Source organism: Actinoplanes sp. NBC_00393, from assembly GCF_036053395.1.
In the GTDB taxonomy this organism is placed as follows: Bacteria; Actinomycetota; Actinomycetes; order Mycobacteriales; family Micromonosporaceae; genus Actinoplanes.
The window spans coordinates 10875698-10900657 of record NZ_CP107942.1; the positions used below are offsets into that span (position 1 = coordinate 10875698).

General features: G+C 70.0%; 25 protein-coding genes. 16 read left to right on the forward strand and 9 right to left on the reverse strand.

What is annotated here, in order from left to right; genetic code table 11:
- The first annotated feature begins 16 nt into the window (after positions 1-16).
- Both OHA21_RS50270 and OHA21_RS50275 read left to right on the forward strand, forming a co-directional pair.
- Entirely contained in the window at positions 17-652 is a 636-nt protein-coding gene (locus OHA21_RS50270; protein ID WP_328467892.1) for a GntR family transcriptional regulator, read from the forward strand.
- A gap of 8 nt (positions 653-660) precedes the next feature.
- Positions 661-1668 (forward strand): 1-aminocyclopropane-1-carboxylate deaminase, encoded by a 1008-nt coding sequence (locus OHA21_RS50275; protein WP_328467894.1) that lies wholly within the window; start codon positions 661-663, stop codon positions 1666-1668.
- Positions 1669-2132: 464 nt separating this feature from the next.
- On the opposite strand, the gene OHA21_RS50280 is transcribed toward OHA21_RS50275, so the two are convergent.
- Positions 2133-2948 carry an SAM-dependent methyltransferase gene (locus OHA21_RS50280; protein ID WP_328467896.1) on the reverse strand — a complete coding sequence of 272 codons (816 nt, stop codon included), beginning with the start codon at positions 2946-2948 and terminating at the stop codon, positions 2133-2135.
- Between the two features lie 140 nt (positions 2949-3088).
- Here OHA21_RS50280 and OHA21_RS50285 point away from each other — a divergent pair, with 140 nt between their 5' ends.
- Positions 3089-4066, forward strand: a complete 978-nt coding sequence (locus OHA21_RS50285) for an intradiol ring-cleavage dioxygenase (protein WP_328467898.1) — start codon at positions 3089-3091, stop codon at positions 4064-4066.
- Here the strand turns inward: OHA21_RS50285 and OHA21_RS50290 are convergent, their stop codons facing one another.
- Positions 4067-5074 (reverse strand): LacI family DNA-binding transcriptional regulator, encoded by a 1008-nt coding sequence (locus tag OHA21_RS50290; protein WP_328467900.1) that lies wholly within the window; start codon positions 5072-5074, stop codon positions 4067-4069.
- A gap of 152 nt (positions 5075-5226) precedes the next feature.
- Here OHA21_RS50290 and OHA21_RS50295 point away from each other — a divergent pair, with 152 nt between their 5' ends.
- From OHA21_RS50295 to OHA21_RS50310, 4 genes are read left to right on the forward strand one after another with little or no spacing between them, the layout of a single operon-like run.
- Positions 5227-6522, forward strand: coding sequence for an ABC transporter substrate-binding protein (locus OHA21_RS50295; protein ID WP_328467902.1), 1296 nt, complete (start codon positions 5227-5229; stop codon positions 6520-6522).
- Positions 6519-7409 (forward strand): carbohydrate ABC transporter permease, encoded by an 891-nt coding sequence (locus OHA21_RS50300; RefSeq protein WP_328467904.1) that lies wholly within the window; start codon positions 6519-6521, stop codon positions 7407-7409. The genes OHA21_RS50295 and OHA21_RS50300 overlap by 4 nt, the downstream gene beginning before the upstream one ends.
- Entirely contained in the window at positions 7409-8215 is an 807-nt protein-coding gene (locus tag OHA21_RS50305; RefSeq protein WP_328467906.1) for a carbohydrate ABC transporter permease, read from the forward strand. Before OHA21_RS50300 ends, OHA21_RS50305 begins: the two co-directional genes overlap by 1 nt.
- A gap of 2 nt (positions 8216-8217) precedes the next feature.
- Entirely contained in the window at positions 8218-10077 is a 1860-nt protein-coding gene (locus OHA21_RS50310) for a glycoside hydrolase family 127 protein (RefSeq protein WP_328467908.1), read from the forward strand.
- Here the strand turns inward: OHA21_RS50310 and OHA21_RS50315 are convergent.
- Entirely contained in the window at positions 10074-10931 is an 858-nt protein-coding gene (locus OHA21_RS50315; RefSeq protein WP_328467910.1) for an AraC family transcriptional regulator, read from the reverse strand. The two genes, OHA21_RS50310 and OHA21_RS50315, sit on opposite strands and share 4 nt — an antisense overlap.
- Positions 10932-11071: 140 nt before the next feature.
- On the opposite strand from OHA21_RS50315, the gene OHA21_RS50320 reads away from it, so the two are divergent.
- Positions 11072-11623, forward strand: a complete 552-nt coding sequence (locus OHA21_RS50320) for a thymidine kinase (protein ID WP_328467912.1) — start codon at positions 11072-11074, stop codon at positions 11621-11623.
- Positions 11624-11644: 21 nt separating this feature from the next.
- A complete protein-coding gene (locus tag OHA21_RS50325) occupies positions 11645-12355 on the forward strand; it encodes a hypothetical protein (protein WP_328467914.1) in 711 nt (236 codons plus the stop codon).
- Here the strand turns inward: OHA21_RS50325 and OHA21_RS50330 are convergent, their stop codons facing one another.
- A complete protein-coding gene (locus tag OHA21_RS50330; RefSeq protein ID WP_328467916.1) occupies positions 12356-12973 on the reverse strand; it encodes a M23 family metallopeptidase in 618 nt (205 codons plus the stop codon).
- Between the two features lie 108 nt (positions 12974-13081).
- On the opposite strand from OHA21_RS50330, the gene OHA21_RS50335 reads away from it, so the two are divergent.
- Both OHA21_RS50335 and OHA21_RS50340 read left to right on the forward strand, forming a co-directional pair.
- Positions 13082-13423 carry a PadR family transcriptional regulator gene (locus OHA21_RS50335; protein ID WP_328467918.1) on the forward strand — a complete coding sequence of 114 codons (342 nt, stop codon included), beginning with the start codon at positions 13082-13084 and terminating at the stop codon, positions 13421-13423.
- Positions 13420-14445 (forward strand): hypothetical protein, encoded by a 1026-nt coding sequence (locus OHA21_RS50340; protein WP_328467920.1) that lies wholly within the window; start codon positions 13420-13422, stop codon positions 14443-14445. Before OHA21_RS50335 ends, OHA21_RS50340 begins: the two co-directional genes overlap by 4 nt.
- Here OHA21_RS50340 and OHA21_RS50345 read toward each other — a convergent pair.
- Positions 14440-14943, reverse strand: a complete 504-nt coding sequence (locus OHA21_RS50345; protein WP_328467922.1) for a VOC family protein — start codon at positions 14941-14943, stop codon at positions 14440-14442. The genes OHA21_RS50340 and OHA21_RS50345 overlap by 6 nt on opposite strands.
- A gap of 274 nt (positions 14944-15217) precedes the next feature.
- Here OHA21_RS50345 and OHA21_RS50350 point away from each other — a divergent pair, with 274 nt between their 5' ends.
- The 3 genes from OHA21_RS50350 (at position 15218) to OHA21_RS50360 (ending at position 21454) form a co-directional block, all read left to right on the forward strand.
- The gene (locus tag OHA21_RS50350) at positions 15218-17668 is read left to right on the forward strand and encodes a GH36-type glycosyl hydrolase domain-containing protein (protein ID WP_328467924.1); all 2451 of its coding nucleotides are present in this window, start codon (positions 15218-15220) and stop codon (positions 17666-17668) included.
- Between the two features lie 104 nt (positions 17669-17772).
- The gene (locus OHA21_RS50355) at positions 17773-18522 is read left to right on the forward strand and encodes a TetR/AcrR family transcriptional regulator (RefSeq protein WP_328467926.1); all 750 of its coding nucleotides are present in this window, start codon (positions 17773-17775) and stop codon (positions 18520-18522) included.
- Between the two features lie 136 nt (positions 18523-18658).
- Positions 18659-21454 carry an FAD-binding and (Fe-S)-binding domain-containing protein gene (locus tag OHA21_RS50360; protein WP_328467928.1) on the forward strand — a complete coding sequence of 932 codons (2796 nt, stop codon included), beginning with the start codon at positions 18659-18661 and terminating at the stop codon, positions 21452-21454.
- Positions 21455-21456: 2 nt separating this feature from the next.
- Here the strand turns inward: OHA21_RS50360 and OHA21_RS50365 are convergent, their stop codons facing one another.
- Positions 21457-22419, reverse strand: coding sequence for a hypothetical protein (locus OHA21_RS50365; RefSeq protein ID WP_328467930.1), 963 nt, complete (start codon positions 22417-22419; stop codon positions 21457-21459).
- Between the two features lie 94 nt (positions 22420-22513).
- On the reverse strand, positions 22514-22762 hold the full coding sequence (locus OHA21_RS50370) for a hypothetical protein (protein WP_328467932.1): 249 nt from the start codon (positions 22760-22762) through the stop codon (positions 22514-22516).
- Between the two features lie 313 nt (positions 22763-23075).
- On the opposite strand from OHA21_RS50370, the gene OHA21_RS50375 reads away from it, so the two are divergent.
- On the forward strand, positions 23076-23273 hold the full coding sequence (locus OHA21_RS50375) for a DUF397 domain-containing protein (RefSeq protein ID WP_328467934.1): 198 nt from the start codon (positions 23076-23078) through the stop codon (positions 23271-23273).
- Between the two features lie 6 nt (positions 23274-23279).
- On the opposite strand, the gene OHA21_RS50380 is transcribed toward OHA21_RS50375, so the two are convergent.
- Together OHA21_RS50380 and OHA21_RS50385 are read right to left on the reverse strand one after the other, a co-directional pair.
- Positions 23280-24161 (reverse strand): helix-turn-helix domain-containing protein, encoded by an 882-nt coding sequence (locus tag OHA21_RS50380; protein WP_328467936.1) that lies wholly within the window; start codon positions 24159-24161, stop codon positions 23280-23282.
- 39 nt (positions 24162-24200) lie between these two features.
- On the reverse strand, positions 24201-24488 hold the full coding sequence (locus OHA21_RS50385; protein ID WP_328467938.1) for a hypothetical protein: 288 nt from the start codon (positions 24486-24488) through the stop codon (positions 24201-24203).
- 270 nt (positions 24489-24758) lie between these two features.
- Here OHA21_RS50385 and OHA21_RS50390 point away from each other — a divergent pair, with 270 nt between their 5' ends.
- Positions 24759-24956 carry an SAM-dependent methyltransferase gene (locus tag OHA21_RS50390; RefSeq protein WP_328467940.1) on the forward strand — a complete coding sequence of 66 codons (198 nt, stop codon included), beginning with the start codon at positions 24759-24761 and terminating at the stop codon, positions 24954-24956.
- The last annotated feature ends 4 nt before the right edge of the window (positions 24957-24960 follow it).

A 24960-nucleotide genomic window follows, 5' to 3' on the forward strand; every position in this document is an offset into this window, starting at 1 on the left:
ATCTAACATTTCAGTTATGGAGAGCATCGGACGGCACCTGCTGCGGGACGCGGCCTACGAGCGGATCCGTGGCGCGATCGTCGACGGCACGCTCGCTCCCGGCGCCGCGCTGCGACCCGACGAGCTGGCCGAGCGGCTCGGGCTGTCCCGCGCGCCGATCCGCGAGGCGATCTCCCGGCTGGCCGGTGAGGGCCTGGTCGAGACGAAACCGCAGAGCTACACCCGGGTGACCGCGGTGGTACCGAAAGACGTCGAGGACGCGGCCGCTGTGCTCGGGGCGATGCACGATCTGGCCGTACGCAACATCGCCGGAAAGCTCTCCACCGACCACCTGGCAGCGATGCGCGCGGCCAACGCCCGATTCGCTGCCGCCGTTGCCGCAGGCGACGTCGAGGCGGCCCTGGCCGCCGACGACGAGGTGCACGCGATCCCGCTGGCGGCCTACGGCAATGCCGCGGCCCTCGGCACCGTCGAGAGATGCACCCCTCTGGTACGCCGAGCCGAACGCCTCCTGTTCACCTCTCCTCAGGCGTCCCGTTCGGTGCAGCTGCACGACGACCTCATCAATGCCCTGGCCGCGCGCGACGAAGCGCGGGCCGTCGCCGTCAACGCGGCGATCTGGGGCCACCTGCACCACAGCGTCGACCTTTAGGAGCCGTCATGGCGCTCGCCGATTTCCCCCGCCACCCCCTGCTGTTCGGCCCGTCCCCGGTGCACCGGCTGGACCGCCTGACCCGCCACCTCGGCGGCGCGGCGATCTGGGCGAAACGGGAGGACTGCAACTCCGGTATCGCCTACGGCGGCAACAAGACCCGCAAGCTGGAGTACCTGGTGGCCGACGCGCTCGCGCAGGGCGCCGACACGCTGGTGTCGATCGGCGGCGTGCAGTCCAACCACACCCGTCAGGTCGCCGCGGTCGCCGCCGCCACCGGCCTCAAGTGCGTGCTGGTCCAGGAGAGCTGGGTGGACTGGCCGGACAGCGTCTACGACAAGGTCGGCAACATCCTGATCAGCCGGCTGGCCGGCGCGGACGTGCGGCTGGTCAAGGCCGGGTTCGGCATCGGTTTCAAGGAGAGCTGGGAGGCCGCTCTCGAGTCGGTGCGGGCTGACGGCGGCGTGCCCTACGCGATCCCGGCCGGCGCCTCCGACCACCGGCTCGGCGGGCTGGGCTTCGCGGGCTGGGCGTACGAGGTGATCGAGCAGGAACGTGAGCTGGGCGTCTTCTTCGACACGATCATCGTGTGCTCGGTGACCGGCAGCACCCAGGCCGGCATGATCGCCGGGTTCGCCGCCGCCGGTGGCCGCCCGCGCCGGGTGATCGGCATCGACGGCTCGGCTAAGCCCACCGAGACCCGCGACCAGGTCGCCCGGATCGCCCGCGCGACCGCTGCCCTGATCGGCGTCGACCGGGAGCTCACCGAGGACGAGATCATCCTCGACGACCGGTACCACGCCGGCATCTACGGCATCCCCGACGAGTCCACGCTGGACGCGATGAAGCTCGCCGCCCGCACCGAGGGCATGGTCACCGACCCGGTCTACGAGGGCAAGTCGATGGCCGGCCTGATCGACCTGGTCCAGCGCGGCGAGATCGCCGCGGACTCCACCGTCCTCTACGCCCACCTCGGCGGCCAGCCGGCACTCAACGCGTACTCCGCGCTGTTCTAGAACACCTTCGTGGTCAGGGTTCGGCTGCGGTTGGTGGAGAGAGACCTGTGCCGGTGAGGTAGCCGTCGATCAGGCCGGTGCGGCATCGCACGCGTCGGAGGCGGCCTCCTAGAGTCGGCCCGCCGGCGGGCCGAGTCTCATTCGGGTCGGGCCTGCCTTCGGCGCCACCCAGCGGGCAGGCACGGCGGTATGAGTTCCCGAACGCCGGCACACCCGTAGTGGGTGTAGGTACACCCGCTGTATGTGTGGCCGTTCATCCGGAAGGTCTCCCGCCGCAGAGCGCCGGCCGCCGCGCGCACGGTGCTCTGCCAGCCGTGCGGGTCCGGCTGGATCGAAGGGAGGGCGGGCTGGTGCGCCTGCACCGAGACCCGCCGGCCGGCCGGTCGGCACATCTCGCGATCGAGGCGAACGGCGGACGGCCGCCGGCTCCGGACCGACGGCGAGACCCCGACGCCGAAAGTCCTCTAGGGCTTGCGGCCGACCGCGCCGTAGATGGCGACCTGCGCGGCGGTCGGGCGCTGGCCGGCCGGGACCGGGGACAGCCAGTCGGAGACCGGGACGATGCCGGGCCCGATGAGCTCCAGGCCGCTGAAGAAGTCGCCGAACTGCTCGCGGGTGCGGGGATGGGCGTCCGACTGGCCCTTGGCGATCATGTCGAGGGCCACCGCGGCCTGCTCCGGCGGGGTGTAGTCCAGGGTGAAGTTGGAGGCGGCCAGGTAACTGCCCGACGGCAGCGCGCCGACCAGGTGGGCGACGACCTCCCGGGCCTCCTGATGGTCGGCGATGAAGTGCAGCACCGCGATGAGCATCAGCGCCACCGGGCGGTCCAGGTCGAGGATCTCCTTGAGCTGCGGGTCGCCGAGGATCTCCTCCGGGTTGCGCAGGTCCTCCTGGAGGTAGCAGGTGCGGCCCTCGGGGGTGCTGGTGAGCAGCGCCCGGGCGTGCACGCCGACCATCGGGTCGTTGTCCACGTAGACCACCCGCGAGCGGGGGTTGATCCGCTGCGCGACCTCGTGGGTGTTGTCCGCGGTGGGCAGGCCGGTGCCGATGTCCAGGAACTGGTCGATGCCCGCCTCGGCGGCGAGATGGTGCACCGCGCGCTGCAGGAAGGCCCGGTTCTCCCGGGCGGTGAGCCGCACGCTCGGGTGGTGCCGCTCCAGCAGGTCCCCGGACTCGCGGTCGGCGGCGAAGTGGTCCTTGCCGCCGAGCCAGTAGTTGTAGCGGCGCGCCGGGTGCGCCTTGGAAGTGTCCAGCCCAGGGGGCACCAGTTCGTCGCTCACAGCCCGTCTCCCCGTATCGACGTCATGCGATGCCCAGACCCTAGCGGAGATCGATCGGTGAATCATGCCGCGCGCACAGCGCAACCATAGATTCCGGTGTTTGCATGGTCCCCAGGCAATCGGCATATTGCGGAGGATCAGTGAGAAGGCAGCAGGAACCGACGTATCAGGGGCGGCGTCTGCCGAATCCGGCTGAAGAGGTGTTCGACCAGGGGCTCGGGTTCGACCTCGGGACGCTGATGGGCCGCCGGCAGATCCTGCGGGCGTTCGGGATCGGCGCGGCGGCGCTCGGGCTCGCGGCCTGCAGCAGCGAGTCCTCCGGCACGACCACGACGACGACCGGCGCGACCACCTCGTCGGGGGAGATTCCCGACGAGACCGCCGGGCCGTACCCGGGTGACGGCTCGAACGGCCCGGACGTCCTGGAGCAGAGCGGCATCGTGCGCAGCGACATCCGGTCCAGTTTCGGCGACGCGAGCGGGACGGCCGAGGGCGTGCCGATGACGCTCGAGCTGACCGTCAAGGACCTGGCCAACGGTGGCGCGGCCTTCGCGGGCGTGGCCGTCTACGTCTGGCACTGTGACCGGGCGGGGCTCTACTCGATGTACTCCGAGGGGGTCACCGCGGAGAACTACCTGCGCGGGGTGCAGATCGCTGACGACTTCGGCAAGGTGACGTTCACCAGCATCTTCCCGGCCTGCTACACCGGGCGCTGGCCGCACGTCCACTTCGAGGTCTACCCGGACCAGGCGAGCATCACCGACTCCACGAAGGCGATCGCCACCTCCCAGGTGGCGCTGCCGAAGGACGTCAGCGACACGGTCTTCAAGGAGGCCGGGTACGAGCAGTCGGTCACCAACCTCGCGCAGCTGACCCTGGAGACCGACAACGTGTTCGGCGACGACGGCGGCGCCAGCCAACTGGCCACCGTGACCGGGGACGTGAGCAGCGGTTATGTCGTAGCCCTCAGCGTCGGCGTGGACACCCGCACGACACCCACCGGCGGCGGTGCCCCACCCGCCGGTGGTGGCGGACCGGAAGGTGGCGGAGGTCCAGGCGGCACCCCACCCAGCGGCGCTCCGGGTGGCCGGCCGCCGGGCGGTCAGCCACCGGCCTGATCAACCGGCGACGGTCGACTCCCGCGCCACCAGGCGGCAGGGGAGCCGCTCGATGCCGGAGCCGAGGGCGCCGTCGAACGCCGCGGCCAGGCGTTCGGCGGCGACCCGGCCAAGCGACTCCAGGTTCATGTCGATGCTGGACAGCGGCGGCCGCGAACTGGTCGTGAAGATCTCCCAGTTGTCGAAGCCGATCACCGCGACGTCACGCGGCACGTCCAGGCCCTCCGCGTGCAGGGCGTCGATCACGCCGCGGGCGATCTGGTCCGAGCCGGCGAAGACCGCGTCGATCGCGACGTGCTGGGCGAGCAGCATCCGCGTCGCGGTACGCCCCCAGGCCTCGGACCAGTCGCCGAAGAACACCCGGTCGCCGGCCAGGTGCAGGCGCCGGTCGGCGAGTTCGGCGAGGGCGCCCTTGGCCCGGTCCTGCGCGGCGCCGTACGTCGGGTCGCCGGTGATGTGCGCGATCGTCCGGCGGCCCAGGTCCCCGAGGTGCCCGACGGCCGTCCGCCCGGCCGTGACGTTGTCGCTGACCAGCGAGAGGTCGGCGGGATCGGCGGAGGGCGCGTACGCGTACACGACCGGCACCGGCAGGTCCCGCCCGATCGACGGGCGCGGGTCGGGCCGGGCGCCGACCACGATCAGCCCGTCGACCCGCCGGCTGAGCAGCGTACGCAGATGGTGGCCCTCACGGATCGCGTCGCCGCGGGCGTCGCAGAGCAGCACGCTGGTCCGGTCGGCGCCGAAGGCGTCCTCGGCGCCCATCAGGATCGGGATGGAGAGCCGGCCCTCCAGGTCGGAGGTGAGCAGCCCGACCATGCCGGTGCGGCCGGCCACCAGGCCCCGGGCGAGGGTGTTCGGCGAATACGCCAGCAGGGCGGCCGCCTGCAGCACCTCGGCCCGGGTCGTCGCCGAAACGTGTTTTCGCCCGTTGAGGGCTTTGGAGGCGGTGGCGATCGAGACGCCGGCCAGCCGGGCCACGTCGTGCAGGGTGGCGGGCCGTCCGGTCATGGGCTGTTCCGTCGAGGTCACCGCGTCCTCCGTCTCGCGCGACTCCAGGAACACACGGTAGCGCCCAGGGCACTCTTGACCATCGATGTGACACAGGTTACTTTTCGGAAAGCGTTTTCGGATGTGACGTGACCGATCCCTGGAGATGGTCCATGACCAGAACCCGACGCATTCTCGCCACCGCCATGGCCGTCGTTCTCGCCACCGCGCTCACCGCCTGCGGCGGCGACGGCGAGGAGAACGGCGGCGCCGTCGACACCGGCGGCATCGAGGGCACCGACGACGGCGCGAAACTGACCCTGTGGACCCGCGCCCCGCTGGAGGCGCAGGCCAAGCTGCTCGTCGACGCATACAACAAGAGCCACCAGAACCAGGTCGCGCTGACCATCGTGCCCAACGACGACTACGTGGCGAAGGTGGGTGCGGCGGCCGGCAGCGGCGACCTGCCCGACCTGTTCGCCGCCGACATCGTCTATGTGCCGAACTGGACGGACGCCGGCCTGTTCGCCGACATCACGAAGCAGATCGACGCGTTGCCGTACGTCGGGTCGATCAACAAGGGTCATCTCGACGCCGGCACCCTGGACGGCAAGAAGTACGTGCTGCCGTTCGTGCTCGACCTCTCGGTGATGTTCTGGAACAAGGACCTCTACACCGAGGCCGGCCTCGACCCGGAGAAGGGCCCGGCCAACCTCACCGAGTTCAAGGAGCACGCGCTCGCGATCCAGAAACTGAAGAAGAAGGACACGTACGGCACGTCGTTCGGCGGCAACTGCGGCGGCTGCGGCGTCTTCACCTGGTTCCCGATGGTCTGGGCCTCCGGCGAAGAGGTGATGAACGCCGAGGGCACCGAGTCGCTGCTGGCCGGCACCGCGGCCAAGCAGGTCTACTCGACCTGGCGGGAGCTGTGGGCGGCCGGCGCGGTCGACCCGAGCAGCCGGGACGAGACGGGAGCCACCTGGGTGGCCGGCTTCCAACAGGGCAAGATCGGCGTGATGCCGTACCCGGCCACCCTGCTGCAGACCGCCGACAAGACCGTCAAGACCGGGGTCGCCGCCCTGCCCGGCGTCAGCGGCGGGGCCTCCACCTTCGTCGGCGGCGACGGCATCGGCATCTCCAAGGACTCGCAGAAGACCGCTCAGGCGTGGAACTTCCTGTCCTGGATGATGTCCGAGGAAGCCCAGGTCAACGTGCTCGCGGCGAACAACACCGTGGTCTCGCGCAGCGACCTCGCCGACAACGAGTACTCGCGCAAGGACCCGCGGGTGCTGGCGATCAACGAGGTGGCCGGCGCGCCGGCCAGCAAGACCCCGGTGGCGAAGAACTTCCAGCAGGCCTTCAATGCGGCCGGCAGCCCCTGGGTCGCGCTCTTCCGGGACCAGGTCTTCGCCGGCGGCACCGACCCGACCGCCGGGAACACGGCGATCACCGAGGTTCTCAGTAAATGACCGTGACACAGCCCGGGGTGGCCAAGCAGCCGCCCCGGGCCCGGCGTCAGGCACTCACCGGTTGGGCGTACGCGACACCGACCGCGCTCTTTGTTGTGATCTTCTTCGCCGTGCCCGTCCTGCTGGTCGCTCAGATGTCGGTCTCCGACTGGGGCCTGTTCGCCGGGAACCGTGGCCTGAACGCGCCGGAGAACTTCGTCGACGCCGTCGACCAGCGGCTGTTCTGGCCGGCGGTGTGGTTCACGGTGAAGTACACGGTGATCACCACCGTGCTGCTGATCGGGCTCGCGCTCGGCCTGGCGCTGCTGGTCCAGGAGGCGACCCGGTGGTCGGCGTTCCTGCGGACCGCGATCCTGGTGCCGAGCGCGCTCGGCCTGGCCTCCGCGTCGCTGCTGTTCTACGCGCTCTACTCGCCGCAGAGCAGCCCGCTCGGTTTCCTCGGCATCGACTCGTTCCTCGGCACTCCGGAGCGCGCGCTCTGGTCGACGGTCGCGCTGATCGTCTGGCGGTTCGCCGGTTTCTACATGCTCCTGCTGCTGGTCGCGTTGCAGGGCATCTCCGCCGACGTCTACGAGGCGGCCGAGATGGACGGCGCCACCCGCTGGCGCACTTTCCGGTCGATCACGCTGCCGCTGCTGCGCTCGGCGCTGGCGCTGTGCACGATCCTCTGCGTCACCGGCTCGCTGCTCGCCTTCGACCAGTTCTACATCCTGACCAAGGGCGGCCCGGACAACAGCACCGTGACGATCGTCCAGCTCATCTACAACGCGGCGTTCGCCGGCGGCAACGACCTCGGCCTCGCCGCCGCCCTCTCGATCATGGTGCTGGGCGCGCTGCTGCTGCTCAACGCCGGCCAGTTCCGCTGGCTGCGCGGGAGGGAGAGCTGATGCGGCGGATGCCCTACTACGTCTTCACCGGCGCCCTGGCGCTGCTCTTCCTCTTCCCGCTGCTCTGGGCCGGCGCAGCCTCGGTCTCGCCGCAGGGCGGCACCGCACAGACCGACGGCTGGGGGTTCGCCAACTACGGCACCCTCGCCGATTACCAGGCCGGCATCGGGCAGTACCTGCTGAACAGCGTGATCGTCTCCAGCCTGACGGTGCTGTTCACGGTCGGCGTCTCACTGTTCGGCGGGTACGCGTTCGCCCGGTTCCGCTTCCCCGGCCGCGACGCGTTGTTCCTGCTCACCCTCGCCATCCTGATGGTTCCGTACGCGACCCTGCTGATCCCGCTCTACGTGCTGCTCAACCGGATCGGCCTGCAGAACTCGCTGCTCGGCCTGGCCCTGGTGCTGACCATGTTCCAGCTGCCGTTCGCGGTGTTCATGATGCGGATCTCGTTCGAGGCGGTGCCGACCGAGCTGGAGGAGGCCGCTCTGGTCGACGGGTGCGGCTCGCTCCGGGCGCTGTTCCGGGTGCTGCTGCCGGCGGTCCGGCCCGGGCTGGTCACGGTCGGCCTGTTCGCGTTCCTGGCCGCGTGGAACGACTTCATCACCCCGCTCGTGCTGATCAGCGACGCCGACAAGGCGCCCCTGCCGCTGGCCGTCGCGAACCTGCGCCAGCAGGTCATGGGCATCATCGACTACGGCGCCACCGAGGCGGGCGTGGTCGTTCTGGCGCTCCCGTGCATCGTGCTCTTCCTGGCCCTGCAAAGGCAGTACATCCGCGGCTTCATGTCCGGCGCACTGAAAGGGTGACCATGACCGACGAAACGGGCGGGCCGGTACGGCCGAGCCGCTCCCGGCTGCAACCGCTCGCCCCGGACCGCGTACGGATCATCGGTGGTTTCTGGGCCGAGCTGCAGGACCGCAACCGGCGGGCCATCCTGCCGCACATCGACCACTGGCTGGACCGGGCCGGCTGGCTCGGCAACTTCTCCGCCGACCCGGCCGACCGGCGCGGCCGGGAGTTCTCGGACAGCGAGATCTACAAGTTCCTCGAGGCGCTCGCCTGGCAGCTCGGCTCCCAGCCGGACCCGGTGCTGGCCGAGCGCTACGACGCGATCGTGGCGCGGGTCGCCGCCGCTCAGCAGCCGGACGGCTACCTGAACACCTGGTTCGGCCGGCCCGGGCAGCCACCCCGCTGGTCCGACCTGGCGTGGGGGCACGAGCTGTACTGCCTGGGCCACCTGATCCAGGCCGCGGTGGCCCGGGCCCGGACCGGCCATCCGGAGGACCTGCTGGTCCGGGTCGCCTGCCGGGCCGCCGACCTGGTGTGCGAGGTCTTCGGGGCCGATGGTCTGGCCACCGTGGACGGGCATCCGGTGATCGAGCCGGCGCTGGTCGAGCTGTACCGGGTCACCGGCGAGACGCGTTACCTGGAACAGGCCCGGCTCTTCCTGGAGCGGCGTGGCCACCACGTGCTGCCGGAGATCGAGTGGGGCCGGGAGTACTACCAGGACGACATGCCGATCCGGGACGCCACGGTGTTCCGCGGGCACGCGGTCCGGGCCGTCTACCTGGCGTCCGGCGCGCTCGACCTGGCCGACGAGACCGGTGACGGCGAGTTGCTCGACGCGGTGACCCGGCAGTGGCGGCGGACCGTGGCCCGGCGGGTCTACCTGACCGGCGGGATCGGCTCCCGGCACATGGACGAGGCGTTCGGCGAGGACTTCGTGCTGCCGCCGGACCGGGCGTACTCGGAGACCTGCGCTTCGGTCGGCTCGGTGATGGTGGCCTGGCGGCTGCTGCTGGCCCACGGTGACCCGGCCGCCGCCGACCTGATCGAGCGCACCCTCTACAACGTGGTCGCCACCTCTCCGGCGGCCGACGGGAAGTCGTTCTTCTACGCGAACACGCTGCACCGGCGTACGGCGGGCCCGGTGCCCGACCCGGACCGGCCGCACCCACGGCCCGTCGCGCCGGTGCGGGCGCCCTGGTTCGAGGTGTCCTGCTGCCCGACGAACGTGGCCCGCACCGTGGCGAGCCTCGCCGGCTATCTGGCCACCACCGACGGCGACGGCATCCAACTGCACCAGTACGCGTCCGGCACGGTCGCCGGGCGCCTGACCGTCACCACCCGGTACCCGGCCGAGGGCGAGATCCGGGTGCGGATCGACCGGGACAGCGACGAGCCGTGGTCGCTGTCGTTGCGTGTGCCGGCGTGGGCCGGCGACGGCGCGACGCTGACCGTCGGCGGGCACACCTGGGAGGTGGAACCCGGGTACGTGACCGAGCGGCGGCGGTGGAAGCAGGGCGACGAGGTGCTGCTCTGCCTGCCGGTGGTGCCGCGGTTCACGTACCCGGATCCGCGGGTCGACGCGGTGCGGGGCTGCGTCGCGGTGGAACGCGGCCCGGTCGTCTACGCCCTGGAGTCGGTGGACCTGCCCGGCGGGCTGACCGTCGACGACGTGCGGGTCGACCCGGACGAACCGCCGCGGCTGGTGGACGGGCGGGTCGTCGTCCACCTCCGCCAGGTCGCCGCTTCTGATCGGACGTGGCCCTACACGGACGGCCCGGCCCGGGCGCCCGGCGCCGACCTCGGGGAGATCCCGCTGGTGGCGTACCACGACTGGGCCAATCGCGGCCCCGCCACCATGCGGGTCTGGCTGCCCACCTAGGCCGGCTCCACCGGCATCCACAGCTCGCAGGTGGCGGTGCTGAAGTCGGCCGCGCGGTCCAGGATCGCGACGATCGACGGGCCGGGCCGCAGCCGCCACGGGTTCGACGGGAACCACTCGGTGGCGGTCGCGGCCCACGCCGTCTGCAGCGCCTGCGGATGCGGCCCGGAGGTACGGAAGACCGCCCACCGCCCGGCCGGCACCTCGATGGCGTCCAGGTCGTCCGGCACCGCGGTGTCCCCGGTGACCGCGACCCCGTGCAGGTAGGTCAGCTCGCTGCCCTCCGGGCTGTCCGGCTCCAGATCGTCGGTGACCTGCAGCAACCCGGCCGGCTCGGTGTTGCCGAGCGCTTTCAGCCGGCCGTGCTCCTCGACCGGGATCGCGGCGATGTGCTGCTGGATGTGCGGATTGACGCCCTCGTGGATCAGCGGAACCCGGGCGGCGTGCCCGATCAGCCGGAACGCGGGGCGGTCGACGATGCGGGTGTCCATGGGGATGCTCCCTTCGACGGTCAGGCGGAACCTGAGTTGTGGTTGTGTGCGAAGGGGGCCACCGTCCCGGCGTACGTCACCGGGGTTGGCGCCGTGCACAGCCTTGAACGCCCGGCCGAACGCCTCGGTCGAGCCGTACCCGTAGCGGACCGCGATGGTGAGCAGGTCGTCCGAGCCACGCACGATGTCGGCGGCGGCGACGGTCATCCGGCGCCGCCGCACGTACTCCGACAGCGGCATGCCCGCCAGCGACGAGAACATCCGGCGCAGGTGGTACTCGGTGGTGCCGAGTGACCGCGCCAGCTCCCCGAGGTCGAAGTCCTCCTCGACCAGGTCCACGAGCCGGTTGAGTGCTGAGATCACGGTGGCCTCCCTTCGCCTACCAGCCTGGCCGGGCGCACCCCGGTCCCGCCCGATCGCGGCGATCCGGTCCGATCATCCCGCGGTGTGTCAGTCGTCTCGGCCACTGTCCCGGACCGGGATTTCATGGCACGGTCTCCGCCATGGATTTGACCGTGATCCTCGGCCCGATGAAGGGCGGCAAGTCGCTGGAGATGATCAGCCTGCTGTCCCCGCTGCAGCACGCCGGCATTCCGCACTGCGTCTACCAGTCGGCCCGGCACGGCCGGGACACCGCGGTGATGTCGCGTTCCGGCGGCACCCTGCAGACGGTCAAGGTCCACTCGCTCGCCGGCGCGGTCGACGGCGAGGTCCAGGTGATCGGGGTCGACGAGATCCACATGTTCACGGTCGACGACATCGCGGTGCTCGACGTGGCGGTCCGGTCCGGCGTCAAGGTCGTCGTCGCCGGGATCGACCTGGACCATCGGGGGCAGCTGTTCGCGCCGGTGCGGGCGCTGTTCGAGCTGGCCCCGGCGAAGGTGATCTACCGGCGGGCGGTCTGTGACGTCTGCCGGTCGCTGGAGGCCACGCACACCCAGGTCCTCGAGCACGGCAAGCCGATGATCCGCGAGCTCGCCCCGTCGACCGCGCTGCCGGACGACGGCACGTACACGTACGAGGCCCGCTGCCGGCATTGCGTCGTGCTGCCCTGACCGGCTTGGCATGCTCACCTGGTGCGTGCCTGCCCGCTTCTGCTCGCCGCCGTGCTCGCCGGCTGCGGCACGGCGCCGCCACCGGCGCCTTCCGCGACCGCGGCTTCGCCTTCCGCTGTCGCGACCTCTCCCTCTGCCGCGGCCTTCTCTCCGTCCGCGCCGGCTTCACCACCCCGCTCGGTACGCCCGAAGCGCACCACCTCCGGCTGGGAGATAACCGTCTACTACACGGCCGTCGAGAAGTATCACGACGGCGAGCCGACGCAGGTCACCGGCTGTCCCCGGCTGGAGTGCTCGAACGGCGACGACGACCTGGGCACCTACCCGGCCGGCTTCGTCGAGGCTGTCGAGGAGGAGGGCACCGGACGGACCAGCTCGGGGAAATACCTGAACTGGTCCCACGACGTCGGCTTCTGGCTGGACTCGGCGCCGCGCAGCAGTGACGGGAACGTGCTCACCCCGTGGGTCTCCGCGGCCGCCGACCCGGACGTCCTGCCGCACGGCACCCGCTTCACCGTCGCGGCCTGCGGCACCCAGGAGGACGGATCGCGCGCCCCGTCCGCGGTCTGTACCGCGCTGCGCAAGGCCGCCTGGCGGATCACCGACGAGTTCACGCCCGGTCTCGGCGGCCCGAAGCACCTCGACGCCTACATCGGGCCGGAGACCGGGCCGGGCTTCACCGACTCCGAGTGGTATCTCACCCTGGTCGGAGCCCGGCTCGCCCTCGACTGATCAGGCCTTGCAGCGGTGCTTCTTCTGCCACGCCTGCACGGCCGCGACCGGGCTCTTCTGGCCGCCCTTGCGCCACGACGTCAGGTACTTCGCGGGCCAGACGACGCCGCGCCGCACCTTCCAGTCGCCGGTCTTCCGGCACGGCGGCGAGATGCCGTAGTGCAGGTGGCAGACGTTGCTGGCGTTGCCGGTCCGGCCGACCTTGCCGATCACCTGGCCGCCCTTCACCCGGACGCCCTTCTTCAGGCCGGCGGTCACCTTGCTCAGGTGTGAGCCGTAGTAGCGCACACCGTCGTCGCCCTGGATCGAGACGAACTTGCCGCCGTTGTTCGGCCCGGCCGGAGCGCCGTCGACGTACTTGTCCTTGCGGCTGACCTCCAGCACGACGCCGCTGGTGGTGGCGAGGACCGGCTTGCCGCAGGCGGCGAAGATGTCGGTCGCCGGGTAGCCGGAGTGCGTCTTCGGGATGGAGACGTTCGTCGCGCGTACCGGAAAGAAGTATTTGGCTCTTGCTGCCGCCGCAGCGGCGGCTTCGGCCGCGGGAGCGACCACGCCGGCGCTACCGGTCAGGGTCACGGCGATCACCGTCAATGCGGACAAGCGGGGAAGCAATCGCATTGCGTCACCCTAGGCGGACATCGACGTCTTCCGCTGTCCGTGATCGGCCAGACGTCTGCTAGTCTAAATCCAGACTAGTTGCTGATCGGATTTACTTGAAAGGACGGCATGCCACAGGATGCCGAAGCCGGCTGGGTGCGCGCCGCGCTCGAGCTGGCCGTGCTGGTCGCTCTCACCGAGGGTGACCAGCACGGATATGCGATCGGCCAGCGCCTCGCCGAGGCGGGGCTCGGCACGATCCGCGGCGGAGTCCTCTATCCGGTCCTCAACCGGATGGAGGCGGACGCGGTGGTGGAGTCCACCTGGCAGGCGGGCCAGGGCGGTCCCGGCCGCAAGGTCTACGCGATCACCGAGGCCGGCCGGGAGCGGCTGGCCGGGCAACGGGCGTCCTGGAGCCGCTTCGCGGACACCATGGGCCGCTTCATCGAGCACACAACGGGGACAGCATGAACGCCATCGAGGAATTCGAGAGCTCCTTCGAGCACTGGGAGCACAGTACGCGGTATGCGCTGGGGGAGTACGGCATCGGTTACCACCACGCGACGCCGCTGATCGAGGAGGCCCGCGAGCACCACGCGGCGAGCGGGCAGCGCCCGGTGGACGTGCTCGGCACGCCCGCACAGTTCGCGGCGGACGTGGCGGCGGCCAACCCGGCAGCCCTGGCCGGCCGGGACACCTCGGGGAAGAACGTCCGCGACCATTTCAGCGACGGCCTGTTCGTCATGGCCTTCCTCGGCGCGCTGGTGGCCGTGATCGGCGCCTGGGTGGCGGGCGGGTTCACCATTCCGGTCACCGTGGCCGGGCTGACCGGGGTGCTGGTGCTCGCGCTGGCCGTCCTGGCCGGCTGCACCCCGGGCGCGTTGCGGGCCGCCGGCCGTCCGCGCCTGGCGCCCTGGGGTCTGGTCCTGACCGGTGTGCTGGTGGTGGCCGGCGCCAGTGCTTTCACCCTGCTCCCGCGGACCCGGATCGGCGAGTTCCCGGCGCTCGTGCTGCTGGCGATCTCCCTGGTCGCCTGCTGGTGGCTGACCCGTCCCGGGCCGGCGCCCGCGGAGCCGCTGGCCTGGCCCGGCGCCGAGGGTCACGACCCGCGCGACCCGGACGCCTGGTTCGCCCGGCTGAAGGCGGTGCTGATCGGCCGGTTCGACGTGCCGCCCGGGCGCGCGGCTGAGCTGGTCGCCGAGTCCCGTGCGCACGTCGCCGAGGCGGGCGCCCTCCCGTCCGACGAGTTCCCCTCCCTCGACGGCTATGCGCGGGAGCTGCCCGCGGGCGAGTCCGTCCGGACGGGCCCGTGGTGGCGCGGCGCCACCGCTGCCCTGCTGGCCACGCTCTTCGCCGTCGCCTGGTGGCTCTTCGCCGTGGTGGAGGCCGTCGTCGAGCGCCGATGGTGGGTCGTCGTCCTCGGCGTGCTCGCCCTGCCGCTGGCCGTGAGCCTCACCCGCCGGCGGTATCGGGCCTGGCGGCAGCCGTCATAGGACCTTGGTGCCGTACATCTCGCCGAGCGGGTCGGCGATCAGTTCGATCCGGGCGCCGTCCGGGTCCTGGAAATAGACCGACACGCCGCTGTGGACGGTGTGCTCGACGCCCGCCTCACTGAGCCGGGTGACGAGTTCGTCCCAGCGCGCCGGGTCCACCGAGATGGCCATGTGGTGCAGCCCGCCGAGCACCTCCGCGTACGGACCCAGGTCCAGGCCGGGCAGGTCGAAGAAGGCGAGCAGGTTGCCGTTGCCGATGTCGAAGAAGAAGTGGGACGAGCCGGGGTAGTCCCGGTTCTCGATCAGCTCGGTCAGCGGGAAGCCCAGCAGATCCTGGTAGAACCGGACGGTCTGCTCGACGTCACTGCTGATCAGAGCCGTGTGGTGCAGGCCGCGGGCGGTGCTGGACGGCCGGTCGCCGACCGGTCGCAGGTAGGCGTCACGGATGCGGTGTCGTGCGGCCTCGAGGGCGGCGAGATCGGTCTGAGTGTCACCCATCCCCGGATCTTGCCTGCTCGCCGCCCGGCACGGGGCGAACTCCGGCACGTTCCTCAGCACCCGGCAATAACGGCAGGGTACGCCGCTGCCGGCGCACGTATTGACAGAAGCGGTCGGTCCTCTTCCGGGCCGACGTCGAAACTTTCGGCCGAAAGGCCTGTTTGACGGGTTCTGTAAACGCTGTCGAGCGGTAAAATATGTCACATGTGGGAGCGCTCCCATATGCCGGGCGGCGCGCCGCCGGACCGGCCTACCCGCCACCGGGGAGGACCTTTTGCGCTACGGGCACTTCGACGACGATCAGCGCGAGTACGTGATCGAGCGGCCGGACACACCCCTGCCGTGGATCAACTACCTCGGCACCGACGCCTATTTCGGCATCGTCTCCAACACCGGGGGTGGGTACTCGTTCTACCGTGACGCCCGGCTGCGCCGGCTGACCCGGTATCGCTACAACAACGCCCCGCTCGACGTCGGCGGGCGGTACGTCTACGTTCGCGACGACGCCACCGGCGACTACTGGTCGCCGTCCTGGCAACCGACGCCGGAGCGCGAGCTCGACGACTACGAGTGCCGCCACGGCATGTCCTACACGAAGATCGCGTCGTCGCGGGGCGGCATCCGCGCCGAGACGCTGTATTTCGCGCCTCTCGGCGAGACCCTCGAAGTCTGGCGGGTCCGGGTCACCAACGACCGGGACACCCCGGCCGAGCTGTCGCTCTTCTCCTCGATCGAGTTCTGTCTCTGGGACGCGCAGGACGACGCCACCAACTACCAGCGGAATTACTCCACCGGTCAGGTCGAGGTCGTCGACGGCGTCATCTACCACAAGACCGAGTACCGGGAACGTCGCGACCACTTCGCGTACTTCGCCTGCTCCGAGCCGCTCGCCGGGTTCGACACGCAGCGCGAGGCGTTCCTCGGGGCGTACCGCGGGTGGGACCGGCCGGCCGCCGTCGAGCGGGGTTCCGCCGGCGACTCGATCGCGCACGGCTGGCAGCCGATCGGCAGCCACCACGTCCGGCTCGCGCTCGCCCCCGGCGAGACCCGCGAGGTCGTCTTCCTGCTGGGGTACGCGGAGAATCCGCGCGACGACAAGTTCGACCCGCCCGGCTCGCAGACCCTGAACAAGACCCGCGTGCGGCCGGTCATCGACCGCTGGCTGCGGCCCGAGACCGTGGAGCAGGGGTACGCGGAACTGCGCGCCTACTGGGACTCGTTGCTCGGCGGCCTGCAGGTCCGTACGCCGGACGGCGACACCGACCGCATGGTCAACGTGTGGAACGCGTACCAGAACATGGTCACCTTCAACATGAGCCGGTCCGCCTCCGGGTACGAGTCCGGTATCGGCCGCGGCATGGGTTTCCGCGACTCCAACCAGGATCTGCTCGGCTTCGTGCACATGGTCCCGGAGCGCGCCCGGCAGCGGATCCTGGACATCGCCGCCACCCAGAAGGAGACCGGCGGGGCGTACCACCAGTACCAGCCGCTGACCAAGCGCGGGAACAACGACATCGGCGAGGGCTTCAACGACGACCCGCTGTGGCTGATCCTCGGCGTCGCGGCGTACCTGAAGGAGACCGGCGACCTGTCGCTGCTCGACGAGCGGGTGCCGTTCGACAACGAGCCCGGCAGCGAGGTGCCGCTCTACGAGCACCTGCGCCGCTCGCTGCGCTACACCCTGGAGCGGCTCGGCCCGCACGGGCTGCCGCTGATCGGCCGGGCCGACTGGAACGACTGCCTCAACCTGAACTGCTTCTCCGACACCCCGGGCGAACCGTTCCAGACCACCGGGAACGTCACCGGCGGCGTGGCCGAGTCGGTGTTCATCGCCGGACAGTTCGTCCTCGCGGCCAAGGAGCTCGCCGGCATCGCCCAGCTGCTCGAACGCGACGGCGAGGAGGTCTTCTACCGGGCCGCCGCGGAGAAGATGGCCGGCAGCATCGCCGAGCACGGCTGGGACGGCGCGTGGTTCCGCCGGGCGTACGACTACTACGGCAACGTGATCGGCTCCGGGGAGAACGACGAGGGGCAGATCTTCATCGAGCCGCAGGGGATGTGCATCCTCGGCGGCGTCGGCATCGACGACGGCCTGGCCCAGAAGGCGCTGAACAGCGTCGCGGACCGGCTGGCCACCCCGCACGGCATCGTGCTCCAGCAGCCGGCGTACTCCAGCTACCGCATCGAGCTGGGGGAGATCTCCACGTACCCGCCGGGTTACAAGGAGAACGGCGGCATCTTCTGCCACACCAACCCGTGGATCATGATCGCCGAGGCGATCGTGGGCAACGGCGACCGCGCCTTCGACTACTACCGGCGGATCAACCCGTCCGCCCGGGAGCAGATCAGCGAGGTGCACCGCTGCGAGCCGTACGTCTACGCCCAGATGATCGCCGGAAAGGACGCGCCGACCCACGGCGAGGCCAAGAACTCCTGGCTGTCCGGCACCGCCGCGTGGAACTTCGTGGCGATCACCCAGTGGATCCTCGGCGTCCGCCCCGACTTTGACGGCCTGCGCATCGACCCGGTGTTGCCGGCCGGCTGGCCGTCCTTCGAGGTCACCCGCTCCTTCCGGGGCGCCACCTACGAGATCAGTGTGCGCCGGTCGGCGGGCGCCACCGACCGGGTCACCGAGCTCTCGGTGGACGGCGTGCCGGTGCCCGGCAACCTGGTTCCGCCCGCGGCGCCCGGAGCCGTGGTCCGGGTCGAGGCGGTCATCGGGTGAGGACCGCGCCGGCGGCGGCCTCGGGGGAGCCGCCGCCGGCGCCCATCCGGCGTCGGCGGGGTGATACTGGGCGTACCCGTCGGCGACGACATCGGGGGACGACGATGGCAAGTCCGGTATCCACCGCTTCCGACCACCCCACCTCGCTGCCGGGCGCCCGCACCGGGCGTGATCCGGCCCGGGCGATCAAGCGCGGGCCGCGACGGCTGCCCGCCGAGGTGATCGCCGCGACGCAGCGGGAACGTCTCTTCGACGCACTGGTGCACACGGTCGCCGAGAAGGGCTATGCGAACGCCCGGGTCAGCGACATCTGCACCGCGGCCGGCGTCACCCGGCCGGCGTTCTACGCGCTCTTCGCCGGGAAGGAGGACGCCTTCCTGGCGACCTACCGGCACGGCATCGGCGTCCTGCTGCGGTTGATGGATCAGGCGTACGCCGAAGCCCCCGACTGGCGTGCCGGAGCCCGCGCCGCGCTCGGCGTCCTACTGGACGTGCTGGCCGGCGTGCCCGCGTTCGCGGTGATGGCAGTCGTGGAGATCGACGCCGTCGGCCCGCGGGCCCGCACCGAACGCGCCGAACTGCTGGGCCGCTTCGCCCGCTTCTTCGCCGACGCCCCGCACCCCGCCGGCCCGGCCCGGGGCGAACTCGTCGGCGCCGTCGTCGGCGGTGTCTACGCCACCATCTACCGGTACGTCGACGCCGGCCGGGTCGCCGAACTGCCGGCCCGGCTGCCCGTGCTCAGCTACTTCATGATGGCGCCGTTCCTCGGCCGGGCCGCCGCCGAGGCCGAGCTGGAGGCCCCGGTGGACCGGTCCGCCCCGGTCAGCGCCCCGTGCGCGGAGCAGCGCCGATAGGCGAGCGACTTCACAGCCCTCCCGCCGCCGCATACCCCGTGTTCGGCCGGCGTTTACCATGGCGGCGACGTCCGAAGCACGTTCACTGCCGCACCGTGCCCACGGCGGACCAGCACAACACAGCCTTGGAGTTCGCGTGACCAGTGCTGACCTCGTCGCCCGTCTGCGCCAGGCCGGTGTCACCGACGTCCTCACCGACGCGGCGCACCGGTCCGCGTACGCGAGTGACGCCTCCCTCTACCGGGTGGTTCCGCAGGCGATCGTGCGGCCGCGCCACGACGACGACGTGGCGGCGGCCCTGCAGGTGTGCCGTGAGCTGGGCGTGCCGATCACGGCGCGGGGCGCGGGCACCTCGGTGGCCGGCAACGCGATCGGCCCCGGCCTGGTCCTCGACTTCAGCCGGCACATGAACCGGGTGCTCGAGGTCGACCCCGAGTCGCGGACCGCCCGGGTGCAGGCCGGCACGATCCAGGCGACGCTCCAGGCCGCGGCCAAACCGTACGGGCTGCGGTTCGGGCCGGACCCGTCGACGCACACCCGCTGCACGATCGGCGGCATGATCGGCAACAACTCGTGCGGCTCCCGGACCCTCGGATACGGCCGGACCTCGGACAACGTGGCCGGCCTGACCGCGTTCACGATCGACGGCGAACAGCTGGTCACCGATCCGCTGAAGGGCGCGGAGAAGGTCACCGGAGCGCTGCGGGACCTGATCGGGGCCAACCTCGCGGTCGGGCGCACCGAATTCGCCACCTTCGGCCGGCAGGTCTCCGGGTACGCGGTCGAGCACCTGCTCCCGGAGAACGGCTTCAACCTCACCGAGTTCCTGGTCGGCAGCGAAGGCACCCTCGCGGTGATCACCGAAGCCACGGTGAAACTGGTCGCCGACCCCACGTTCCGGACCCTCGTCGTGCTCGGCTACCCGGACTTCGGCGCCGCCGGCGACATCATCCCGACGATCCTGGAGTTCAAGCCGACCGCCTGCGAAGGGCTCGACCACCGGATCTGCGACGTGGTCCGCAGCCGCCGCGGCCCGGACGCCGTCCCGCCGCTGCCCGGCGGCACCGCCTGGCTGATGGTGGAGATCGCCGGCGAGGACCAGGAGGAGGTCCGGGACCGGGTCGGCAAGCTCGTCGCGGTCGCCGCGGCCGTCGACTCGCTGGTCGTCGAGGACACCGCGAAGGCCGCCCCGCTGTGGAAGATCCGCGAGGACGGCGCCGGTCTGGCCGGGCGCGCGCCGTCCGGTCTGCCCGCGCACGCCGGCTGGGAGGACGCCGCGGTCCCGCCCGCGAAGATCGGCGCCTACCTGCGCGACTTCGACGCGCTGACCGAGCAGCACGGTCTGTCCGCGATGCCGTACGGGCACCTCGGCGACGGCTGTGTGCACGTCCGCCTCGACTTCCCGCTGGACAAGCCGGGCGGGCCGGGCAAGTTCCGGGCGTTCCTGGAGGACGCCGCGGACCTGGTGGTCAGCTACGGCGGGTCGCTCTCCGGCGAGCACGGCGACGGCCGGGCCCGCAGCGAGCTGCTGACCAGGATGTACTCACCCGAGGCGATCAACCTGTTCCGGCAGATCAAGCACACCTTCGACCCGGGGAACCTGCTCAACCCCGGCAACCTCGTCGACCCGGATCCGGTGGACGCGAACATCCGGGTGTCGCAGGCCCGGCCGGTCCGGACCGAGCTGGCGCTGGCGTACCACCACGACGGCGGCGACTTCAACCAGGCCGTGCACCGGTGCACCGGGGTGGGCAAGTGCCGGGCCGACACCACGGTGCTCGGCGGGGTGATGTGCCCGTCGTACCTGGCTACGAAGAATGAGAAGGACTCCACCCGGGGGCGGGCGCGCGTACTGCAGGAGATGCTCGACGGTGACCTTGCGCCGGATTGGCGCGCGGAGGCCGTACACGATGCCCTGGATCTCTGTCTGTCCTGCAAGGGCTGTGCGTCGGACTGTCCGACCGGCATCGACATGGCGGCGTACAAATCCGAGGTTCTGCACCAGAGTTACAAGGGCCGCGCCCGGCCGCGCTCGCACTACACGCTGGGCTGGCTGCCGCGCTGGTCGCGGCTGGCATCGAAGATGCCGGCCCTGGCGAACCTGATGACCCGGATGCCCGGCATCCGCGGCCTCGCCCTCTACCTGGCCGGCGTCGACAAGCGGCGCAACATCCCCGCGTTCGCCGACAAGACGTTCCGCGGCTCCTACCAGCCGGTCAAGACCGGCAAACCGGTCGTGCTGTTCGTCGACAGCTTCACCGACCACTTCTCTCCGGAGATCGCCGAGGCGGCCGTCGAGGTGCTGGTCGACGCCGGTTACGCCCCGCAGATCACCAGCCGCAAGGCCTGCTGCGGCCTCACCTGGATCTCCACCGGCCAGCTGGACGCGGCCCGCCGCATCCTCGGCCGCACGGTCGACGAACTGCACGACGCCGTCAAGAAGGGCATCCCGATCGTCGGCCTCGAACCCTCCTGCACCGGAGTGCTGCGCGGCGACGCGGTCGAGCTGGTCGACAACGAGGCGGCCCGCGCGGTCGCCGAGGCGACCAAGACCGTGGCTGAGCTGCTTGCCGCCACTCCCGGTTACACGCCTCCGTCACTTACCGGCGTACGGGTGATCGCGCAGCCGCATTGCCACCACCACGCCGTGATGGGCTGGGACGCCGACGCCAAGCTGCTCAAGAAGGCCGGCGCGACGGTGAAACGCCTCGGCGGCTGCTGCGGTCTGGCCGGCAACTTCGGCGTCGAACGCGGCCACTACGAGGTGTCGGTGCAGGTCGCCGAGCAGCAGTTGCTGCCCGCGCTGGAGAAGGCCGAGGAGGGCGACATCTTCCTGGCCGACGGTTTCTCCTGCCGCACCCAGTCCGCCGACCTGGCGGACACGCCGGGCAAACACCTGGTCCAGCTCCTGCGGGAACACGGCCGCCGTTGACGTCAGCAGCTGTCGGCGTCGACGTCCTCCACCGTGTACATGTTCTGCGTCGAGATCCGGAAGATCTCCTCGGTGCGGTGGTCGTAGAACACCACGGTCTCGCCCCGCTCCCCGATCATGAGCAGACAGCTCCCGGCCGGCCGCGGCGCCGGCGCCGTGCTGTCGACCATCACGATCCGGACCGGCTTGGCGGCGACGCCCGGCAGCCGTAGCCCCAGGACGGTGAGATCCAGCCGCTGACCTGCCTGCACCGTCGCCGCGTACCGGGAGCCGAGCGAATAGCCGGTGAAGCAGAACAACCCCAGAAGCACCGCGCTCATCACACCGCCGACGACGATCGGCCAGCGCCCGGGCATCGGTCCGGCCGGCTCGTCCCGCACCCGGGACACAGCCTGCTGCCAGTACTTACGGAAGAACAACCGGGAATCGAACAGCAGCGCCAGAATCGCGGTGATCAGGGCGCCCAGAAGCAGCCAGCGGGTGGTTTCGCCCCACCACGTCTCGCGGCCGTGGTCGGGCAGCGGCAGGTAGCGGCGGGCCAGGAAGTAGAGCCCGTACAGCAGTGCGACGGCAAGGGCGAACGCCATGGCGAATGCGGCGAGACGCCTCGCGTCGGTGCGCGCGTTCATCAGCCGGGGCACTCGGTGCCGCCAGAAGTTCTCCGAGGTGCGATAGACGACCAGGATGACGATGGTGCTGGGAATGGTGAAGAGAATGCCGGAGGCGACCAGTTTCCCGTAGTCCAGGCCGATTTCGTCGAAGGACAGATGGAACGGCGCCAGGAAGCCGTCGACAAGAAAACGTGCGAAACCGTAGGACAGCAGGCCGAGCAGGGTGACCGTGAAACCGATATCGAGGATGCCGGGCCGGGCGCTCGCGGTGGCCGAGCCGGCTGCCGGAGCAATATCGCGAGCGGCGGTGGGAGGGCCTGATTTGAGTTCGGTAATCGTCTTGTCGAGTGCCATCGGAATGCTCCCGCTGTCTCGGCGCGGCTGGCGGCCGCGGGATCCTGAGAACGACTGCGATGATGAACGCCGAATGCGCCTCACCCCGCCGGGGTCAGCCTTCTTTCCGGATCGCGTCGGCGGTCTCGTTGCGTGTCCAATGGGTCAGGACCCATTTCACGATCGACTCGGCCCACCAGGCGAAGAACAGGACGCCGAGGACCACCGCGAATGTCGCGACGATGTCTTTCGAAACTCCGAAGGCGGTGGTGGCGACGCTGCCGAGTAGATTTGCCACCAGCACCACGCCGACCGCGGCGACAATGGGATAGGCGAGTGCGACCTTGAGCTCGTGCCGCTCCAAGCGGCCGAGTCTTGCCGCCGTCGAGCCGATCAGGCTCGTAGCCGGCGAGCGTCCGGGACCTGCTCCCTGCATGGCCGCATCAGCTCCATCGGTAGACGAGTCGATTCCAGCCTGGAATGCCGCGCCGACCGCCGCTGATCGCGAGTGGCCGCCCAGAACTTGCAGATGGTGCCTCCTGGGCGGTTGACTGTACCACAGTGGAGCTATCGGTACCGGCCTGGCTGCGGGGCGTGACGACGCATCGACGAGTCTCCAAATGATCTCGTAACATCAGCATGCGGTGGCTCCCACTGCGAGTCAGGACGGAGGGTTCGTGGCGGACGAACGGCATTCATCAGGGTGGAAGAAGAGCTCATACAGTGAAACGGGAAACTGTGTCGAGGTCTTGCAACTTTCGGATCAGGTTCTGGTACGCGATTCCAAGGATCCTGCCGGAGGCATCGTAGCCTTCAGTCCGACGGAATGGCTCACCTTTCTGGACGATGTCAAGGGCGGAAAGTTCGACTTGTGAGCAGGCTCAGTCGTGGAGTTGCTCGATCAGGCGATCGATGCGCTCTCGCATCGACTCGATGGACATGGACAGCTCCTCCAGCTCGCCGAAGATGATTTGATACGGCTCGACCTCCTCCTTCTCGTCCTTCGAGAAGAAGTCGCCCTTCGGCGTTTCCATGAACAAGACATCCTGGCTGTCGTCATCGTCGAATTCCAGCAGAATGAACGGGCCACGGATTCCGGGGGTGAGGCCGGCGCTCAACGGCAGCACCTGGACGAGGACACGTTTGTTGTTGCCGGGCCCGTCGTCCACCAATGCCACGATCTTCTCGATCTGCTTTCGCATGGTTTGAGCCGATCCGACCGGGCGTAACAGAATTCCTTCGTCCAGGATGAAGTGGAAACGCGGGCCGGTCTCCAGGTCCAGCAGATTCTGGCGCTCGAGCCGGGCATCGATGATGCGTTTGGCATCCTCGTGGCTTCGTTTGAATGCCTTGGTCAGCAACTGGTAGGCATACTCCTCGGTCTGGAGGATGCCGGGCACCATGCTGGGGTGCCATTGGCGCACCTGGCTGCTGCCTCGCTCGGCCTCCAGGTAGCTGACGTACGCGGGGTTGAAGACCGAGCGCAGGGTCTCCTCGTTCTGCAGGATGCGGCTGGGTAGCCGCCGTGCGACCTCGTAGAACTCGCGAGCGTCGTCGGCCGGGGCGCCGTAGTGGGTCAGCAGCGCCAGCACATCCGCCGGGATCGGCTTGCCGCTGCCGTTCTCCAGGCGAACCAGTTTGGACAGCGACCAGCCCATGGCTGAGGCGGCCTGCTGCTGAGAATGGCCAGCGATTCTCCGCCATTTCCGGAGCGCGCCCCGCAGGCGGCGGCGCTCCACGGCGAGCTCATAATCGATAGCCACGGTCTTTCCTCATTCCGATCTTCGAGATGTAGGAGGGCGTCACGAACGGCGATCCTCCTCGGGCAATCGACGAGGGCGGTCGATGGCCTGCCGGGCCCGGCGGAGCGCCCACCGCACTCCGACGAACGTGGCGCCGAACAGGGTGATGGCGCCCGCGGTGATGGCGACATACCAGTATTCGGTTGTGAACTCGACGTGCCAAACGCCGACGAGCAGCCACGTCACGGCGGCAGTCGCCGCGATCAAGCCGACAAAGATGACCAGTTTCTTTGTCCAGCCTGGACGTGGCGGCGGCGAAAGATCCCCCTGATCCTGCCGTGGCGTCACTGGTACCTCCCCGGGTCGCAGACACATCGGAGACATGTGCCGTGGTGGAGTTGTGCATGATGCTACGCCTCCATGCGAGGGGTGCCAAGATGTGACTGTCTCAGCCATGACATGTATCAAAAGTTGGATCTTCCAGCCCTGACTTGTTGTCCTGCTCAACCCTCCGTCGATTGCTACATACCCTACTGCACCAGGTCATCGAGCGGGCAGAACTCGCTGCTCGTCGCGGCGTCAGATCAGCGACGCCGATGACTCCAGGTGGGGCATGATGTGAAGCACCGAGCACTGTGGACCTTCGAAGGGCGCCCATGGCCGAGCCGCGAGATCCTCGACTTCTCCCGGCCGGTCGCGCTGACGCTGCTCGGCATCGTGCACTTCATCCGCGACGACGAGGCCGCCCGGAAAGCGATCCGCCGGCTGGTCGACGCGCAGATCGCCGGGCCGTCAAGGACCAGGCGAGAGGACTAGGGAG